Origin of the sequence: Streptacidiphilus sp. EB129 (assembly GCF_041262645.1) — a bacterium.
Classification (GTDB): Bacteria; Actinomycetota; Actinomycetes; order Streptomycetales; family Streptomycetaceae; genus Streptacidiphilus.
Genome location: NZ_JBGCCS010000032.1, coordinates 41,440 through 58,852 on the forward strand (window position 1 = coordinate 41,440; position 17,413 = coordinate 58,852).

Here is a 17,413-nt window from a genome sequence, read left to right on the forward strand (position 1 = left end):
CGGATCTCCTCAGGAGGGACGCGGGCCGGAGCCCCGGCCTGGTGTGCGGGCAATCGCGCGGTGCGGAACTCATTGACGGGGCGTCGGCCGGGCCCATAACTTACCAATCAGTAGGTTTTCCGTGTCCACTGTTCTCTCCTCAGTCCCGCGTCCTCCTCTGTCCTGCGTGCAAGGAAGTGGCCCATGCCCGCGACCCCGCCCTGCTCCTCGCTCAGCGTCACCGCGACCGACGGCGCGTCCCTCGCCGTCCGGGTGGACGGTGCCGACGACGCCCCGGTGACCCTGGTCCTGGCCCACGGCTGGACCCTGGACGCCCGGGCCTGGGAGCGGCACGCGCGTGAACTGGCCGCCGACGGAACGGTCCGGGTGGTGCGTTACGACCAGCGCGGCCACGGCGGCTCCGGCGGCGGCAGCATCCGCCCGTGGAGCATCGACCTGCTCGGCGACGACCTGGCCGGGATCATCGACGCGGTCGCGCCCGGCGGTCCGCTCGTGCTGGGCGGGCACTCGATGGGCGGCATGACGATCATGGCGCTGGCCGCCGCGTACCCGGAGCTGGTCACCGACCGGGTCGCCGGCGTGCTGCTCACCAGCACCTCGGCCGGACAGCTCGACGCCCGGCGACGGCGCTCGGTGCCGCTGCGCCTGCGGGCGCTGGGGCACGTCGAGTCGGCGTTCTTCGCCTACTGCTCGCGCACCGCCGAGCGCTCCGCGCGGATCCGCGACCATCTGCCGGGACCGGACGGCCGGTTCAACCCCGCACTGGTCAAGCGCTACCTCTACGGTCCCGACGCGCCGGGGGAGGCGGTGCTCGCCGGGGCACGGATGATCCACGCCTGCCCGATGCCGGCGGTCGCCGACTGGTTCCCGGCGCTGATGACGCATGACAAGGCGGGTGCGCTGGGCGCGCTGCGGGAGCTGCCGGTCGAGATCGTGGTCGGCTCGCTGGACCGGCTCACCCCGGTGGCGCACAGCCGCCGGCTGGCCCGGGAACTGCCGCAGGCCGCGCTGCACATCGAACCGGAGTGCGGGCACATGCTGCTGCTGGAGCGGCCGGCCGTGGTGACCGAGCGGCTGCGGTCGCTGTGCGCGGGCGCGGTGGCCGGAGTCGGTGTCGGGGCGGGCATCGAGGCGAGGACCGAGGCGGGCTGACCGTCCGTCGGAAAACGGAGCGGGAGCGTCGAGTGCAAACAGTTGGCCGAATCTCGAACTGCCGGGTGGGCGAGTAGTAGGCTGCGGCCGAAACTCGTGTCCGCCCCGTCCGGTCACCCCTCGCCGGTCACTCCTGTTCGTCACCGCAGCACCTCGTTCAGACACCCAGTCGCCTCCGCGTGCACCCCTGCGGCCGGCCCGGAGGAGCCCATGCGCTTTCGCAGCAGATCGGTCCGCGCGAAGATCACCGCGCTGCTCCTGGTGCCGCTGGCCTCGCTGACCGGCCTGTGGGCCTTCACCACGGTCGAGAGCGTCAGCCAGGTCTGGTCGCAGATCCAGGTCAGCTCCGACTACCGCTGGTTCGGCACTCCCGCGGACGACCTCTCCCGGGCGCTCCAGGACGAGCGCCGCGCGGCCGTGGCCTACGCCGCCGCGCCCCAGGCCACGGCCGACCAGACCACGCTGCAGCGGGCCGAGGCCGCGAGTGACCAGCAGATCGCCGTCTTCCGCAGCCACGCCGCCGACAACGGCCGGCTGCAGGACCTGACCGCCGGCCAGCACCAGGCGCTCAACTCCATCCTGAACCAGATCACCGCCCTGCAGGGGCTGCGCGGCCAGGTGGCCACCCGGCAGTACGGCTGGGACGCGGTCTACCAGTGGTACACCGAGGCGCAGACCCCCTTCTTCGACCTGCGGCTGCAGCTGAGCAACCTCCAGTCGGGCAGCCTCAGCCGGGAGGCCGCCGACATCATCGAGCTGGTCCGGGCGCGCGAGTACATCTCCCGCGAGGACGCGCTGATGTCCGGGGCGCGGGCCGGCGGGCTGTTCAGCCAGAGCGAGTTCCAGGAGTTCACCGCCACCAGCCAGGGCGAGCAACTGCTCTTCACCGTCCACCAGCCGCAGCTGCCGCAGCAGGAGGGCGCCCTCTACCAGGACTTCCTCGACGGCGGGGGCTACGCCGCGCTGTCCAACCTGGAGGACTCGGTCGCCCTCTACGGCCCCGACCACGCGGTCCACAACATCGACGCGGTCAGCTGGCAGCGCACCCTCAACTCGACACTGACCCAGCTCGCCGGGATCGACCTGCAGGCCGCCACCATCGCCGGCGACCGGGCCAGTTCCGCCGCGATGGACGTGGTCTGGCGTGACGGCGCGGTCGGCCTGGTGGGCCTGCTGGCGGTGCTGGCCTCGGTGCTGGTGTCGCTGCGGATCGGCCGGGGCCTGGTCCGCGAGCTGGTCGGACTGCGCGACTCGGCCTTCGACCTGGCCGGGGTGCGCCTGCCGGACGTGATGCGCAGGCTGCGCGACGGCGAGGCGGTCGACATCGCGGCCGAGGCGCCGCCGGTCACCCTGCCGAGCCGGACGCGGGACGAGGTCGCCCAGGTGGGGCGGGCCTTCGACGCGGTGCAGCGGGCCGCGGTCCAGGCCGCCGTGGAACAGGCCGAGCTGCGCCGGGGCGTCGCCGCTGTCTTCCTCAACCTCGCCCGCCGCAGCCAGACCCTGCTGCACCGGCAACTGACGCTGCTGGACGCGATGGAGCGGCGGGTCGACGACCCCGACGAGCTGGAGGACCTGTTCCGGCTGGACCACCTCACCACGCGGATGCGCCGCCACGCGGAAGGCCTGATCATCCTCTCCGGCGCGGCTCCGGGCCGCAGTTGGCGCCGCCCCGTGCGGATCCTGGACGTGGTCCGGGCCGCCGTCGGCGAGGTCGAGGACTACGCCCGGGTCCGGGTGCACCGGATGCCGCCGGTCGCCGTGGTCGGCGGGGCGGTCTCCGACGTGGTGCACCTGGTGGCCGAACTCGTGGAGAACGCGGCCGTGTTCTCCCCGCCGCACACCCAGGTCCGGATCCAGGGGGAGCAGGTCGCCCACGGCTTCGTGCTGGAGATCGACGACCGGGGCCTCGGCATGGGAGAGGAGGCGCTGACCGCCGCGAACGACCGGCTGGTGGTCGGCGGCGACTTCGACCTCAGCGACAGCGACCGGCTCGGCCTGTTCGTGGTCAGCCGGCTCAGCGCCAGGCACGGGGTCCGGGTCTCGCTGCGCCGTTCGCCCTACGGCGGCACCACGGCGGTGGTGCTGCTGCCGACCGACCTGATCACGGCGGTCCCGGCGCGGGCCGGTGACGCCTCGTCGGCCGGTCGTACCGGCCTCTCCGACGAGACCTCGGAGCTGGCCCTGCCGGCCGCCCGGCAGCGTCTGGGCCGGGAGCTGCCGCGCGGCGGCGGCTCCGGAACCCCGACCCGGCTGCCCGGTTCGACCGGACCACGGCACGCGGCACCGAGGCGCGAGTCCCAGCACCTCGAACTGACTCCGTCGACCGGACCGACCTCGCCGACCGAACCCACGGCCACGACCGAACCGACACTCGCCAGCGAAGCCACACCCGTGACCGGGTCGACCCCCGCGACCGAGCTCGCCGCGACCGAAAGCACCGCAGACATGCCGCTGACCCCGGCGACCCCGCTGCTGCCGCGCCGGGTACGGCAGGCCAGCCTGGCGCCCGCCCTGCGCTCGGCCCCCGCCGTTCCGGGCGACGCCGAGCCGAGGCCGCATCCGGCCCAGGTCGACACCCCCGAGCGGGAGCGCTCGCCCGAGGAGGTCCGGGCCACCTTCTCCTCGTTCCAGCGCGGCCTCAGCCGGGGCCGGGCCGACCACTCCACCGACCCCGTGCCACTCTCCTCGGACTCCTCCGACTCCTCTGACGACGTCTCTGCGGAAGGACCGGTCTCGTGACCGCACCCACCAAGCCCTCGGGCGATCTCAACTGGCTACTGGACGACCTGGTCCGGCGGGTCGCGGAGATCCGCCACGCCGTGGTGCTGTCCAGCGACGGGCTGGCCACCGGGGCCTCCTCCTCGCTGACCCGGGAGGACGCCGAGCACCTCGCGGCGGTCGCCTCCGGATTCCACAGCCTGGCCCGTGGCGCCAGTCGGCACTTCGAGGGCGGCGCGGTCCGGCAGACCATGATCGAGCTGGAGCACGCCTTCCTCTTCGTCACCGCCGCCGGCGACGGCAGCTGCATGGCGGTGCTCAGCGAGGCGGACGCCGATGTCGGCCTGGTGGCCTACGAGATGGCGCTACTGGTCAAGCGGGTCGGTGAACATCTGGGCAGCGAGCCCCGCACGGACCTGCCCGGAACGCGGTAACCGGGATGGACCTCACGGGGGAGGCCGGCCCGGACTCGGCTGACGAGAAATGGGCCGCCGAGGAAGAGGAATGGGCCGACGAGGAGTCGGAGCAGGCGCAGCTGGTGCGCCCCTACACGCTCACCCGGGGCCGCACCCGGCACGCCGACGGGGACGCGTTCGACGTCATCGCGCAGGTCGTCGCCCGCGACCGGGGGCCCGGCGCCGACACCGACAACGCCGAGGACCCGGAGCACCAGGCCATCCTGGAACTGGTACGCGCGCGTCCGCTCTCGGTGGCCGAGGTCGCCGCCGAGACGGACCTGCCACTGGGTGTGGTCCGGATCCTGCTCGGCGACCTGCTGGACGCCGAGCTGATCCACGTCAGCCGCCCCGTGCCGACGGCGCTGCTCCCGGACGAACGCGTACTCCGCGAGGTCATCCAGGGGCTCCGCGCCCTGTGACACGGGCGGTCCCGGCGAACGCGGCGAGCTCGGCGCCGGTTGGCGGGTCGGCGCCCGGGCGGGCGCAGGTGATCGCCGCCGCGCGGGCGGCCAGGGACAGCGCCGCGACGACGCCGGGGTCGGCGTCGGCCTCACCGCCCGCGGCCCACAGCCGGGCGCGCGCCGTGGTGCCGCCCAGCAGCCCGGCCCGGATCAGCCCGCTGAGCAGGGCGGCCATGAAGGAGTCGCCCGCGCCGACGGTGTCGACCACCCGGGTCGGTTCCGGCGGCACCGCGCAGCTTCCCCGGCGCCAGAAGGCGAGCGCGCCGTGTTCGCCCAGGGTGAGCACGACCAGGGCGGGCCCGGCCTGGGCCCAGCGGGCGGCGACCGTGCGGGCGTCCTCGTCCGGGCAGAGCCAGGCGAGGTCCTCCGCACTGGCCTTCACCAGGTCCGAGGCCGCCACCAGGGCCTCGACCCCGGGGCGCTCCCAGTCGGGCGGGCCCAGCAGCGCGGGCCTCAGATTGGGGTCGTAGGAGATCGTGGTCGCCCCGCGCGCGGACCTGACGGCGGCGAAGACCTGTGCCGCCCCCGGCGCCAGCGACGTCGCGAGCGAGCCGGTGTGCAGGTGCGCGATCCCGTCCGGGGCGCTCCACTGCGCCAGGCTTCGCTGCGGCAGGGCCCATTCGAGGTCGAACTCGTAGCTGGCCACGCCGTCGGCGGTGAGCACGGCGGTGGCCGTGGATGTACCGCCGTCGACCACGGACCCCTCGGCGAGCTGGACTCCGCTGCGTCCGAGATGGTCCCGCAGCAGCCGGCCGTACTCGTCCCGGCCCACCCGGGTGGCCAGCCGGACCGGGTGGCCGAGCCGGGCCAGGCCCAGCGCCACGTTGGCCGGGCTGCCACCGGGGTGGACCTGGCGTCGTCCCTCCGCATCGGTCAGGATGTCGGCGAGGGCCTCACCGATCACGAGGACGGGTGGTTCCTGCTCCTTCATCCGTGCTCCTTCGTCGGTGCTCTTCACGCTGGTCTTCACGCTGGTGGCTTCGGGCTGGTGGCTCCAGGACTCCGGCGTCAGGGGGTCACCAGGATCTTGCGGCCCTTTCCCGCCTGGAAGCGCTGCAGGGCCGTACCGTAGTCGCTCAGGGCGAGCCGGTCGCTGATGAAGACCGTCGGGTCCAGTACACCCGAGGCGAACAGCTCGGCCGCGCGCTGGTAGCTGTGCAGCACCGCCATCGAACCGGTGATGGTGATCTCCTGGTTGTAGATGCGGTAGGGCTCGATCACGGCCCGCGTCGCGTAGTTGGCGACGCCGAACTGCAGGTAGGTGCCGCCCTTGCCGACCCGTCCCAGCCCGTCCTGGATCGCCTGCTCGTTGCCGGTGGCGTCGATGACGACGTCCCAGCCGCGCGGCCGCTCGACGGCGTCGGCCGAGTCGACGGCGTTGGTGCAGCCCAGCAGCCGTGCGGTGGCCAGCCGTTCGCTGTTGATGTCGACGACGTCGACGGTGGCGGCCCCGGTGCGCTTGGCGAGCTCCAGCATCATCAGGCCCATGGTGCCCGACCCGTAGATCAGCACATTGCTGGCGAGCTGGCTGCGCAGCACGTCGTATCCGCGTACCGCGCAGGAGAGCGGCTCGATCAGCGCGGCGTCCTCGGTGCGGACGTGCTCCGGGAGCTTGATGCAGTTGCCGGCGGGCGCGAGGGCGTACTCGGCGGCGCCGCCGGGTTCGGTGACGCCGATCGCGGCCCAGTTCAGGCAGAGGTTCCCGCGTCCGCGCCGGCAGTAGTGGCAGGCGTGGCAGGGCAGCGAGGGGTCGACCGCGACCTGGTCGCCGAGCGCGAGGTCCTTCACCCCGGTACCCAGGGCGACCACCTCGCCGGCGAACTCGTGGCCGGGGATGATCGGCAGCGTGGGTGCGAACTCCCCCTGGAGGATGTGCAGATCGGTCCCGCACAGGCCGCAGGCCGCGACCCGGACCACCACCTGTCCGGGGCCCGGCGTGGGGTCGTCCACGCTCTCGATGTCGACCACACCGGGTGCGCTGATGACGGCTGCCTTCACTTGACGGCTCCCAGGGAGAGGCCCTGGACCAGCTTGTCCTGGGCGGCGAACCCGGCGACGAGCACCGGTACGGAGATGCAGACGGCGGCGGCGCACACCTTCGCCAGGAACAGGCCCTGGCTGGTGACGAAGCCGGTGAGGAAGACGGGAGCGGTGCCGGCCACGACGCCGGTGAGCACCCGGGCGAACAGCAGTTCGTTCCAGCTGAAGATGAAGGAGATCAGAGCGGTCGCGGCGATTCCGGGGGCGGCCACCGGGGCCACGATCCGAGCCAGGGTGGTCAGCAGTCCGGCGCCGTCGATGGACGCCGCCTCCAGCATCTCCTTGGGCACCTCGGCCAGGAACGAGCGCATCATCCAGACCGCGATCGGCAGGTTCATCGAGGTGTAGAGGATGACGAGCAGCCAGATGTTGTCCAGCAGACCGGCGTTCTGCGCGATCAGGTAGATCGGCAGCAGCCCGGCCACGGCCGGCAGCATCTTGGTGGAGAGGAAGAAGAACATCACGTTGGTCCACTTGCGCACCGGCTTGATCGCCAGCGCGTAGGCGGCCGGGATCGCCAGGGCCAGCACCAGCAGGGTCGAACCGATGCTCGCGGTCAGCGAGTTGATCAGCGGGGGCCAGGGGCTGACCCCGGTGCCCGCGCCGAAGAACTCCCGGTAGCCCTGCAGGGTGAGCGCGGCGCCGACGCTGGGCGGGTTGGTCGCGGCGCTGGACTCGCTGTGCAGCGAGGTGAGCAGCATCCAGGCGAAGGGCAGGAAGAACAGCAGGGCGCAGATCCAGGCCGCCAGGCCCAGCATCCGGCCGCCCCGCCCGCCCAGGCCGCCGCCGCGGGCGGTGCGGGCGGGGCGGTTGGTGCGGTTGCCGCGGGTGATTCCGATGGTCACAGCGACTCCTCTCGGAACAGCGAGGAGACGGTCCGCAGCGCGACGGTGGCGATGGCGATGGAGCAGATGACCACGATGACTCCCTCGGCGGAGGCCTGGCCGTAGTCGTGCCCCTCGTAGAAGGTCTGGTAGACGGCGTAGGGGAGGTTGGCGGTGCCCAGGCCGCCGGAGGTGATGGTGAAGACCGCGTCGAAGTTCTGGACCACGTAGATGCTGCCGAGCAGGGCGGCGAGCTCCAGGTAGCGGCGCAGGTGCGGGAAGGTGAGGTAGCGGAAGACCTGCCAGGTGCTCGCGCCGTCGACCCGGGCCGCCTCGACCACGTCCATCGGCCGGCTCTGCAGTCCGGCCAGCAGGATCAGCATCATGAACGGGGTCCACTGCCACACCAGGGACGCCTCGACGGAGATCAGCGGGATGGATGAGAGCCAGTCGGGCTGGGGCGCGTGGCTGCTGCCGAACAGGCTCCAGACCCAGGTGAGGGTTCCGTTGAGCAGTCCGTAGGTGGCGTTGTAGATCGCGTGCTTCCAGAGCAGCGCGGAGGCCACCGGCACCACCAGGAACGGGGTGATCAGCAGGGTCCGGACGATGCCGCGGCCGAGGAACTTCCGGTCCAGCAGCAGCGCCAGGCCCAGCCCGAGCAGCAGGCTGACCAGGACCACCGAGGCGGTCAGCACCACGGTGGTGACGATCGCCGAGCGCAGCGCCGGATCGGTGAGCGCGGTCGTGTAGTTGGACAGGCCGCCGAAGCCCCGGTTGGCGGGGTCCAGCGCGTTCCAGCGCATGAACGAGATCACCACGGTGCCGACGAACGGCAGTTGGGTGACCACGATCATGAAGATCAGGGCCGGCAGCAATGGCGCCCGGCGGGCCCAGGCGCCGCGCGGCCGGTTCGTCGCGGCCGGGCCGGGATGCCGCGCGGTGCGCGGCATCCCGACGCGTCGGGTGAGCGAGGGTGCGGTCATCGGATCACTGTCCGGCGTGCTGGGCGGCGACCTTGGCGGCCAGTGCCTGGCTGTTCGTCAGCGCCTGGGCGACACTGATCTGTCCGGCGATGGCGGAGCTGATCTGCTGGGAGACCTGGGTGCCCAGGTCCTCGAACTCCGGTATGCCGACGAACTGGATACCGGGGGCGGGCCGCGGCTGAACGCCCGGGTTCTGCGGGTCGGCCGAGGTCAGCGCGGTCAGCGTGGGCCCGGCGAAGGCGGAGGCGGCGGCCGTGTAGCCGGGGTCGGAGTAGGTCGAGGTGCGCTTGCCGGCCGGGACCCGGGACCAGCCCAGGGTGGTGCCGACCAGGTTCTCGTACTGCTTGCTGGAGGCCCAGGAGATGAACTTCCAGGCGTCGTCCTGGTGCTTGCTGGCCTTCTGCAGGCCCCAGGCCCAGGTGTAGAGCCAGCCGGAACTCTGGGTCTGGTCCACCGGGGCGGGCACGTAGCCCATCTTCCCGGCGACCGGGGAGCCCGAGCCGTCCAGCAGTCCGGCGGCGGAGGTGGCGTCGTACCACATGGCGACCTTGCTCTGCTCCATGTCGTTGAGGCACTCGGTGAACCCGGCCTGCGGGGCCCCGGCCTCGCCGTGCGCCCGGACCAGGTTGACGTAGAAGCTGGTCGCCTTCTCGAACGCGGGGCTGTCCAGCTGGGCCTTCCAGCCCTGGTCGAACCAGGTGCCGCCCATGGTGTTCACCACCGTGGTCAGCGGCGCGATCACCTCGCCCCAGCCCGGCTGCCCGCGCAGGCAGATGCCCTTCATCCCCGGCTGGGCGCCGTCGGCCTGGGCGGCCAGCGCGGCGACCTGGTCCCAGGTCGGCTTGGCCGGCATGGTGAGGTGCTTGGCCGCGAAGACGTCCTTGCGGTACATCAGGAACGAGGACTCGCCGTAGAAGGGCTCGGCGTAGATCTGGCCGCCGGAGGTCAGCGACTGCTGGATCGCCGGCAGGATGTCGGCCTGGTCGAAGCCGGTGTCGCTCTTCGCGTACGAGGACAGCGGGGCCAGCCAGCCGTTCTTGGCGAAGATGGGCGTCTCGTAGTTGCTGATGGTGGCCACGTCGTACTGGCCGGCCTGGCTGGAGAAGTCCTGGGTGATCTTGTCGCGGACGTCGTTCTCCGGCAGCACGGTGAAGTTGACGGTGATCCCGGTCTGCTTGGTGAAGTTGGCCGCGGTCAGCTTCTGCAGGTCTGCCATCTGCGGGTTGTTCACCATCAGCACGTTGATGGAGTGCGACGCGGCCCCGCCGATGCCGCCCGCGCCGCCGGCGCCGCCGCAGGCGGTGAGCAGACCGCCGCACAGGAGCAGAGCCCCGAGGGGAGCGGTGCGGCGCATCAGGGTGTGTCTGGTCGTCATGGTGGGTCCTGCTTTCCGGAGTCCGGTCAGGTGGGTGGTTGTGCGCATGACATGCAGTGTCGCGGCGGGCCGCGGGGGGTGTGCGGCCCGCCGCGGGTCAGACCCTGATGACGTGCGGCCCCATCAGGGAGTAGCGGTGCGCCTCCGCGCTGGACAGTCCGGTGTCGGTGACGATCGCTTCGAAGTCGCCGACCTGCGCGAAGCGGCAGAAGCTGCTGGCGCCGAACTTGCTGTGGTCGCCCAGGAAGACCCGTCGCCGGGACACCTCGACGGCCTTGGCCTTGACGTCGGCCACCACGGGGTCGGGGGTGGTCAGGCCGAGTTCCCGGGAGATCCCGTTGGTGCCGAGGAACGCCAGGTCGATGACGAAGCCCGAGAGCATGGCGCAGGCCCAGGAACCGACCGTGGCCAGGGTCCTGGCCCGGACCCGGCCACCGAGCAGCAGCACGGTGAGGTTGGCGGAGTCGGCGACCGCCGCGGCGGTGGACAGCGAGGCCGTCACCACGGTCAGCGGCCGGTCGGTCGGCAGCAGGGCGGCCAGTATCTGCGGGGTGTAGCCCTCGTCCACGAAGACCGTCTCCGCGTCGCCGACCAGGGTGACCGCCTCGGCCGCTATCCGGCGCTTGTTCTCGACGTTCAGGGTGACGCGCTGGGCCAGGTCGGTCTCGAAGCCCGCGCTCTCCACGGGGTAGGCGCCGCCATGGGTGCGGCGGACCAGGCCCCTGCGCTCCAGTTCGCTCAGGTCGCGCCGGATGGTCTCCAGCGCGACACCGTAGTCGGCCGCCGCGACGGCGACCTCGACCCGCCCCTGGTGCCGGGCCTGAGCCAGGATCCGGTGCTGCCGTTCCTCCGCGCGCATGCCCCCGCCTGTCCCTCGGTGTTCGTTCGACTGTGCCCGTTCGACTTGCCCGTTCGACCGTGCCCGTTCGGACATCGGAAGCCCGAATCTGCCCGTGACAGATTTATACCGCTGCCACAGTGCCCGGTGGCGGTCCGAAGCGGGCAGAATGAAGCCCGCTTTTTGCCCGGTTCCCCGCGGTGGGGCTACTGGTGAACGAGGGTCTGCTGGGTTCGCCGGGACGCATTCATGCCCGGAGTGCTGCTTTCGCCACCCGATTCATGCCCGGACCAACCCCACACGCCGCCACAACACGGTGCGCCGGTCGCAGCCGCCGTGGGAGTGGCGGCCGCGACCGACGCGGGGGAGTGCTCTGGTCGGTACGGAGGGAGGGGTGGGCGCCCGCGTCAGCCGGCGGGGTGGAACTCCGCCAGCGGTACGCGTCCGTTGGCGGAGTTGTCGATGCCGACCGCCCACAGCGCGCCGGCGCTGCCGCCGATGCCGCCGAAGACGGTGTCGCCGACCCCCGGGTCGGGCCCGGCCGACTGCTGCCAGCCGCCGTCGCCGAGGTGGGCCAGGATCGGCTTCTGGTTGCCGCTCGGGGCGTCGAAGTAACTCCCGACCAGCCAGGGTGTCCCGTTCGCGACCGCGACGCCGGTCACGTCGCTGAAGCCGGAGCCGAGCCCGGCCGGGAGGGTGCCGGTCCACTGTCCGCCGCCGAGGTGCTCGACCAGCGGACGCGCCTGATGGGCCGCGTCGTCCGACTGGCCGACGGCCCAGACCTGGCCGCCGGAGACGGCGACGCCCTGCAGCAGCGCGCCCTCGGTGCCGCCTGACGGTACGTCGACGACGGACCAGGCCCGGCCGTCGAAGTGCTCCACCAGCGGCTGGTCCCCGGTCGGACCGTTGCGCTGGCCCACCGCCCACACGTCGTCGGCGCCGTCCGCCGCGACGCCCCAGAGGTGGTCGCCCGAGCTGCCCGGGTTCGGGCTGGGCACCACGCACCAGGCGCGGCCGTCGTAGTGCTCGACCAGGGTGCGGAACACCCCGTCCTGGCCCTGCTGGTCGCCGACCGCCCAGACGTCCTGGGCGGACACCGCGGTGGCCGCGTTGAGCAGGTCGCGCTGCGAGCCGAGGCCGGGCAGCCGCTGCGGGTGCCAGGCGGAGCCGTTCCACGCCTCGACCTGGCTGTGCGCCCGGTAGCCGGCGTCCATCGCCACGCCCACCGCCCAGGCCCGGCCGGGTACCGCGGCCACGCCGAGGAGGGTGTCGAAGTTGGGCCCGCCGTCACCGATCGGGGTGCTGGTCCACTGGGTGCCGTCGAAGTGGGCGGCGAGGTTCAGGGTGGCGTCGGTGTTGCTGGCGGAGGTGTCCGGCAGGTAGTTCCCCACCGCCCAGACGTCGGATGGGGAGACCGCCGCCACCGCGCCGAAGGAGTTGTCCGCGCTGCCCAGGACCGGGGTGCTCTGCACCGTCCAGCCGTCCGAACTGCCGCTGTCGGTGCTGCGGGACAGCGGTTCGGCCGGCACCGGGGTCGGCGTCGGGTAGCCGGGCACCGGCAGGGCGTGGAACGGCTGTGCGGCCGCGCCGCTCACCGCCAGCAGCGCGGACATCGGACGGGTCGCCGGGTCGCAGGAGTGCTGCAGGCAGTCCACGCCGAAGTTGTCCTGCAGCGTCCGCAGCAGCGAGTAGTGGCTGTAAGGGGTCGGGTCCTGCAGCCCGCGCGGGCCGTGGCTGGTGACCACGACGTCGGCGGTCTGCCCGCCGCCGCCGGTGTTGTCGTCACCCTCGTCGTAGACGATGTCGATGGCGTTGTTGCCCTGGGCCCAGAATCCGACCCCGGTGATCTCGGCGACCAGGCCGCCGAGGTACGCGTCGCCCTGGGCCACCAGACGCTGGTCCTGCGGGTCGGAGCCGCCGGGGTTGCCGGAGTCGACGCAGTACGGAGGGTCGCCGTGCTGGTCGTCGCACTCGCTGGGGACGACGTAGCCGAAGGCCGGCACCCGCCCGCTGCGCAGGTCGGCGCCCAGCTGGTCGACCGGCACCTGCCGGGCCCGGTCGGCGGCGTTCCAGGAGGTGGTGAAGTTGCTGACGCCGTTGTGCTTGGACGCGTACAGCGGGTCCTTGTCGGGCGCGCCGTTGCAGTTGGCCGGATAGCAGATGCCCTGGTAGCCGGGGTGCGGCAGGCCCTGGAGGTAGGCCTTCCAGTCGACCTGGGCACCGTCCAGCTGGCTGATCAGGCTGGGCGCGTTCACCTGGTTCAGGTAGTACGCGTTGTCGTCGGCGACACCGAAGGTGCTGCCGCCCAGCATGGCCACGTAGTTGGGCTCGCTGGGGTGGGACACGGCGTAGTACTGGGTGGCCGAACCGTACTCGGCCGCCAGTGCGTTGAGGTTCGGCGCGGCCGGGTTGCCGATCAGGTCGGCGTAGCCGTGGTTCTCCTCGACCACGACGAAGACGTGGTCGTAGTGGGCCGCGCCGGAGGTGGCGGCGGTGTGGGACGGGGTGGCGGCGCCGGGCAGTGCGGTGGCGCTTCCGGCGGGTGACGCCAGTAACAGGCCACCGGCGGCCAGAGCGGCCGTGGTCAGCGTGCGGGCTCTCGCAGCGAGCATGGTCCGGATCCCTTCGTGCGGTCAGATGCCGTAGGACGTACGGAAACCACTGGGGACACCACGGTGCGAGTAAGCATCATGTACGCGTCAGCGGGACCCCGCCCCGCGCCGGGCCACCGTCCTGGCGAACACTGCGTGAACCCTCGCAAGCTCGGCGAGGGAACGGCCGGGTGTTCGATGATCTTTTCCCCGGTCGGGTGAGTTCCGGCCGCCTGACGATGCATCGGGCCCTGGCCTGGAAAGTTGCTGCTCATGCAGCACATCAGCAGCCTGTCGCATCATCACTGGCCCTGCGCCGCACCACCCCCACCGGTGCCGCCCCCGCCGCTACCGGTGCCGCCCGGGCCGCCGGGGCCGGGCGGGCCCGGGGGTGGTCCGCCTCTGCAGCCCCGACCGGTGCAGCCGTCCCCACCGCCGTTCCCGCACCCGCACTGCACCGGGCCGAAGCCCCCGCCACCACCCGCGCCACCACCCGCGCCGCCGCCGCACCGGACCGTGCTGCCGCCCGCGCCGGCGGTCACGCGTCCGCACCCGCTCGCGGTGCTGCCCAGCCGGCCCGCGCCGGCCCAACTGCACCCGGTCACCGCCGCGCCGTACCAGCCGCCGGTGATCCAGGAGAGCGCGCCCGCGCCGGCACCCGCCTCGCCCGAGGCCGCGTTCGTCTTCGTCGCCATCACCCTGCCCGCGCTGATCTCCGCAGGCGCGAGCTTCCTCAGTCACGCCGTCGGGAGACACCGTTGATCCTGGGTTTCGTTCTCTGCGCGCTGCTCGGTGGCGCCGTCGCCGTCAGCATCCTGGCCGCCTTCGGCCGTACCACCCGCTCCAAGGAGGGGTCGTTCTCCGGAGGTGCGCTGGGGTTCCTCGGCTCCGCCTCGCTGTCCTCGTTCATCCTGGTCGCCGCGTTCCTGATCGCCGGCTCCTGGTCCAACCTCAACACCGCGCGCGGCCACACCTGGGACGAGGCGCGCGCCCTCAACGCCGCGTACACCGACGCCGACCAGACCACCCGTCCGCTGCTGCGCAGATACGTCACTTCGGTGATCGGCACCGAGTGGGCCAGCATGGCCCGCAGCACCGCGAGCCCGATCACCTGGAACGACCTCGACGCGGTGCGGGCGCATGTCGAGGCGCTGCCGAACACCCCCGCCCGGGCCCAGGAGCTGACCGACCTGGCGTCCGTCTACACGGCCCGGCAGATCAGGCTCGCGGACACCTCGGCCACCCTGCCGGCCCCGTTGTACCCGGCGCTGATCGGCACCGGGCTGCTGGTGCTGCTGTACGCGCCGATCGCCGGACTCACCTTCCACCTGCGTGAGTCCGTCGCGCTCGGCCTGGTCGGGGCGATCGTCGGCTTCGGCATCTACATGGTGCTGCACATGACCCACCCCTACACCGGGCCCATCCATGTGACCCCGGTCGCCTACACCCAGAGCCTCGCCCGGTTCGCTCAACTGTCCGGCGGCTGAACCGGACGGCAGGTCGGGGGCGGCAGGTCGGGGGCGGCGTCGGGCCGACCGGTCCGGAACGTACGGGTCTAGGATCGCGCGCGTGGATTCCTACGCGCATTCGACAGCCGAGGTCCCTGTCGCCCCCGTCGCTGCCGTCGCCCCCGTCGCTCTCAAGATCCTGGTGGCAGGCGGCTTCGGCGTCGGAAAGACCACCCTGGTCGGTGCCGTCAGCGAGATCAGGCCGCTGCGGACCGAGGAGCGGCTGAGCGAGGCCGGCCGGCCGCAGGACTCCACCGCGGGGGTCGAGGGCAAGCGAACCACCACCGTGGTCATGGACTTCGGCCGGATCGACATCCGCGAGGGTCTCGCCGTCTACCTGTTCGGCACCCCCGGGCAGGACCGGTTCTGGTTCGTCTGGGACGAGTTGGCGATCGGCGCGCTCGGGGCGGTGGTCCTGGCCGACACCCGGCGGCTGCAGGACTGCTTCCCCTCGGTCGACTACTTCGAACGGCGCCGCATCCCCTTCGTGGTCGCGGTCAACTGCTTCGAGGGCGCCCGCCCCTACCCGCTGGACCAGGTGCGGGCCGCCCTCGACCTGGATCCGGACATCCCGTTGCTGCAGTGCGACGCCCGCTCCCGGGACTCCGTCAAGGAGGTCCTGGCCGAGGTCGTCACGCTCGCGCTGACCTACGGCTGCCGACCGGCCGAGGGGCTCCGTTGAACTGACGGGCCTGCTAACCGATCGGGAGCGCGGCGCTGGTCAGGGTCTGCGGATCGTCGGACAGCACCCGCAGATAGGTGTGCCCCTTCGTGCTGGCCTCCATCGGGACCCTGCGGTGCTGCAGCCGGTAGCTGCCGCTCTGGCCGGGGGCCAGCATGCGCGGGCCCGCCTGCACCGTCCAGCCGGTGTCGAGCCAGGAGTCGTTGCTCACCGCGAAGGTGGGCGTGAGCGGATGACCGGACACATTGCGCAGGTCCACCCGGATGCCGGCCACCGTCGGCACCCCGTCCCTGGGAGCGCCCTCGGTCAGTGCGGTGACCCTCAGCTCCAGTGGCACCGGTGAGCACACCGCCGCCAGCAGGCAGGCCAGGGCCGGCAGTGCCAGCAGCGCGGGCAGCGCCAGCCGCACCCGGCGGTCCCGCAGCGGCCGGGGCCGCCACTGCCACAGGCGGTCGAAGTCGGTGCTGCGGCAGGTCGCGTAGGCGACCAGCCACACCGGGGCGAGCAGCACGAAGTAGGTCTCGGTGGAGCGGGTGGAGAGGTAGAACGCGGGCCAGGGCAGCACCGCCAGCGCCGGGGCCAGCCGGCGCGGGAACAGCAGGAAGGCGACGAAGGTGCCGACCAGCAGCGCCAGGGCGGCGGTCGAGTACATGCCCAGGTCACCGCTGCCGGAGGTCAGGTAGTAGCTGATGTCGACCGGGCCGAGCCCCTGCGGGGTGGCGTGCTGGGTGAGCACGCTGAACACGCCGCCGGCCCAGGCTGCGCCGTCCCGTACCGCGAACGGCAGGTTGACCAGCAGGAAGGCGCCCAGGGCGAGAGCCGCGTAGCGGGCGGTGACCCGCAGCGCAGCCGGCCGGTCCAGCTCGCCGCGCCGCGCCAGCAGCATCCCGGCCAGCAGGAACGGGACCAGGAACCAGGTGAGCTGGTGCGCTGAGGCGGCGAGGCCGAGGCAGACGGCGCTGACCACCCCGGGCCGGCCCAGCCGTCCTCGCGTTCCGGTCCTGGTCCACTGGTTCACGGCGATGATCAGCAGCGGCAGCGCCAGCAGCACCGGATAGCCGTTGCGGGCGTAGAAGAGCAGGTAGTTGAAGCCGAAGCAGAGCACCGTCGCGGCGGGCCGGAGCCGGACCGGGAGCAGCCGGAACATCAGCACCGCGGCCAGCACCACCGCTCCGCTGCTGAACAGCCCGGCGACCGGTACCCAGGCCGGCAGCACGCGCACCAGAGGCGCGCTCAGCAGCACGCTGAGCGGCGGGTAGCCGTAGCTGTCCGCGTAACCACCGTTCATCAACGGGGTGGTGCTGATCTGGAACTGCCGCGCGAAGTCCGGCCAGTGCACCCCGTAGACGTGGCCGCCGCCGGCCAGGGCGTGCGCGGCCAGGGTGACCAGCGCCCCTTCGTCGTCCTGGTAGACGGCGGTGTGGCGGCCCGCGCTCGCGGCGAAGAACTCGGCGAAGCGCAGTACCGCCACGGCGAGCACGGCCAGGTCGACCCGGCGCAGCGAGCGCTGCCGCCGCACCGTGAACGTCAACACGGCGAGCAGCAGCATCACCCCGTAGAGCAGGATCAGCAGCAGTAACAGGACGCGGCTGCCCAGCGCCTGTGCCCGCAGTGCGGCGGCCGTTCCCTGGAAGAGGGAGAGCAACGCCAGCAGCGCCAGCCCCCGGTGCAGCAGGGACGGCGGGCGGTCGTCGGCCTCGCCGTCGAGCGGGGAGGCCGAACGGGTTCCGGTGCGGGGGCTCGGGAGCCGGAGCCGCGTGGCGGTCATGCCCGACACGCTAAC

At 72.5% G+C, this 17,413-nt stretch carries 15 protein-coding genes; 7 read left to right on the forward strand and 8 right to left on the reverse strand.

The window, feature by feature from the left end; translation table 11 throughout:
* Nucleotides 1-183 precede the first annotated feature (183 nt).
* The 4 genes from ABH925_RS29580 to ABH925_RS29595 all read left to right on the forward strand — a co-directional run bounded on the left by ABH925_RS29580 (nucleotide 184) and on the right by ABH925_RS29595 (nucleotide 4,747).
* Complete coding sequence (locus ABH925_RS29580; protein ID WP_370152813.1) at nucleotides 184-1,152, forward strand: alpha/beta fold hydrolase; 969 nt, start codon at nucleotides 184-186, stop codon at nucleotides 1,150-1,152.
* 210 nt (nucleotides 1,153-1,362) lie between these two features.
* A complete protein-coding gene (locus ABH925_RS29585) occupies nucleotides 1,363-3,891 on the forward strand; it encodes a nitrate- and nitrite sensing domain-containing protein (protein ID WP_370152815.1) in 2,529 nt (842 codons plus the stop codon).
* On the forward strand, nucleotides 3,888-4,304 hold the full coding sequence (locus ABH925_RS29590) for a roadblock/LC7 domain-containing protein (RefSeq protein ID WP_370152817.1): 417 nt from the start codon (nucleotides 3,888-3,890) through the stop codon (nucleotides 4,302-4,304). The genes ABH925_RS29585 and ABH925_RS29590 overlap by 4 nt, the downstream gene beginning before the upstream one ends.
* Before the next feature lie 5 nt (nucleotides 4,305-4,309).
* Nucleotides 4,310-4,747, forward strand: a complete 438-nt coding sequence (locus ABH925_RS29595) for a DUF742 domain-containing protein (RefSeq protein WP_370152819.1) — start codon at nucleotides 4,310-4,312, stop codon at nucleotides 4,745-4,747.
* On the opposite strand, the gene ABH925_RS29600 is transcribed toward ABH925_RS29595, so the two are convergent.
* From ABH925_RS29600 to ABH925_RS29630, 7 genes are all read right to left on the reverse strand, one after another.
* A complete protein-coding gene (locus ABH925_RS29600) occupies nucleotides 4,722-5,720 on the reverse strand; it encodes a carbohydrate kinase (RefSeq protein ID WP_370152821.1) in 999 nt (332 codons plus the stop codon). The genes ABH925_RS29595 and ABH925_RS29600 overlap by 26 nt on opposite strands.
* Before the next feature lie 77 nt (nucleotides 5,721-5,797).
* A complete protein-coding gene (locus ABH925_RS29605; RefSeq protein ID WP_370152823.1) occupies nucleotides 5,798-6,787 on the reverse strand; it encodes a zinc-dependent alcohol dehydrogenase family protein in 990 nt (329 codons plus the stop codon).
* The gene (locus tag ABH925_RS29610) at nucleotides 6,784-7,587 is read right to left on the reverse strand and encodes a carbohydrate ABC transporter permease (RefSeq protein ID WP_370152894.1); all 804 of its coding nucleotides are present in this window, start codon (nucleotides 7,585-7,587) and stop codon (nucleotides 6,784-6,786) included. Before ABH925_RS29610 ends, ABH925_RS29605 begins: the two co-directional genes overlap by 4 nt.
* Before the next feature lie 83 nt (nucleotides 7,588-7,670).
* On the reverse strand, nucleotides 7,671-8,636 hold the full coding sequence (locus ABH925_RS29615; protein ID WP_370152825.1) for a carbohydrate ABC transporter permease: 966 nt from the start codon (nucleotides 8,634-8,636) through the stop codon (nucleotides 7,671-7,673).
* Between the two features lie 4 nt (nucleotides 8,637-8,640).
* Complete coding sequence (locus ABH925_RS29620) at nucleotides 8,641-10,011, reverse strand: sugar ABC transporter substrate-binding protein (RefSeq protein ID WP_370152827.1); 1,371 nt, start codon at nucleotides 10,009-10,011, stop codon at nucleotides 8,641-8,643.
* A 97-nt stretch (nucleotides 10,012-10,108) separates the two neighbouring features.
* Nucleotides 10,109-10,870, reverse strand: coding sequence for a DeoR/GlpR family DNA-binding transcription regulator (locus ABH925_RS29625; RefSeq protein ID WP_370152829.1), 762 nt, complete (start codon nucleotides 10,868-10,870; stop codon nucleotides 10,109-10,111).
* Between the two features lie 386 nt (nucleotides 10,871-11,256).
* Complete coding sequence (locus ABH925_RS29630; protein WP_370152831.1) at nucleotides 11,257-13,461, reverse strand: alkaline phosphatase family protein; 2,205 nt, start codon at nucleotides 13,459-13,461, stop codon at nucleotides 11,257-11,259.
* 396 nt (nucleotides 13,462-13,857) lie between these two features.
* Here ABH925_RS29630 and ABH925_RS29635 point away from each other — a divergent pair, with 396 nt between their 5' ends.
* The 3 genes from ABH925_RS29635 to ABH925_RS29645 all read left to right on the forward strand — a co-directional run bounded on the left by ABH925_RS29635 (nucleotide 13,858) and on the right by ABH925_RS29645 (nucleotide 15,630).
* The gene (locus ABH925_RS29635) at nucleotides 13,858-14,202 is read left to right on the forward strand and encodes a hypothetical protein (protein ID WP_370152833.1); all 345 of its coding nucleotides are present in this window, start codon (nucleotides 13,858-13,860) and stop codon (nucleotides 14,200-14,202) included.
* Nucleotides 14,199-14,927, forward strand: coding sequence for a hypothetical protein (locus ABH925_RS29640; RefSeq protein WP_370152835.1), 729 nt, complete (start codon nucleotides 14,199-14,201; stop codon nucleotides 14,925-14,927). The genes ABH925_RS29635 and ABH925_RS29640 overlap by 4 nt, the downstream gene beginning before the upstream one ends.
* An 82-nt stretch (nucleotides 14,928-15,009) precedes the next feature.
* Nucleotides 15,010-15,630 (forward strand): ATP/GTP-binding protein, encoded by a 621-nt coding sequence (locus ABH925_RS29645; protein WP_370152837.1) that lies wholly within the window; start codon nucleotides 15,010-15,012, stop codon nucleotides 15,628-15,630.
* 13 nt (nucleotides 15,631-15,643) lie between these two features.
* Here ABH925_RS29645 and ABH925_RS29650 read toward each other — a convergent pair whose 3' ends face one another.
* Nucleotides 15,644-17,398 (reverse strand): hypothetical protein, encoded by a 1,755-nt coding sequence (locus ABH925_RS29650; protein WP_370152839.1) that lies wholly within the window; start codon nucleotides 17,396-17,398, stop codon nucleotides 15,644-15,646.
* Between the last annotated feature and the right edge of the window lie 15 nt (nucleotides 17,399-17,413).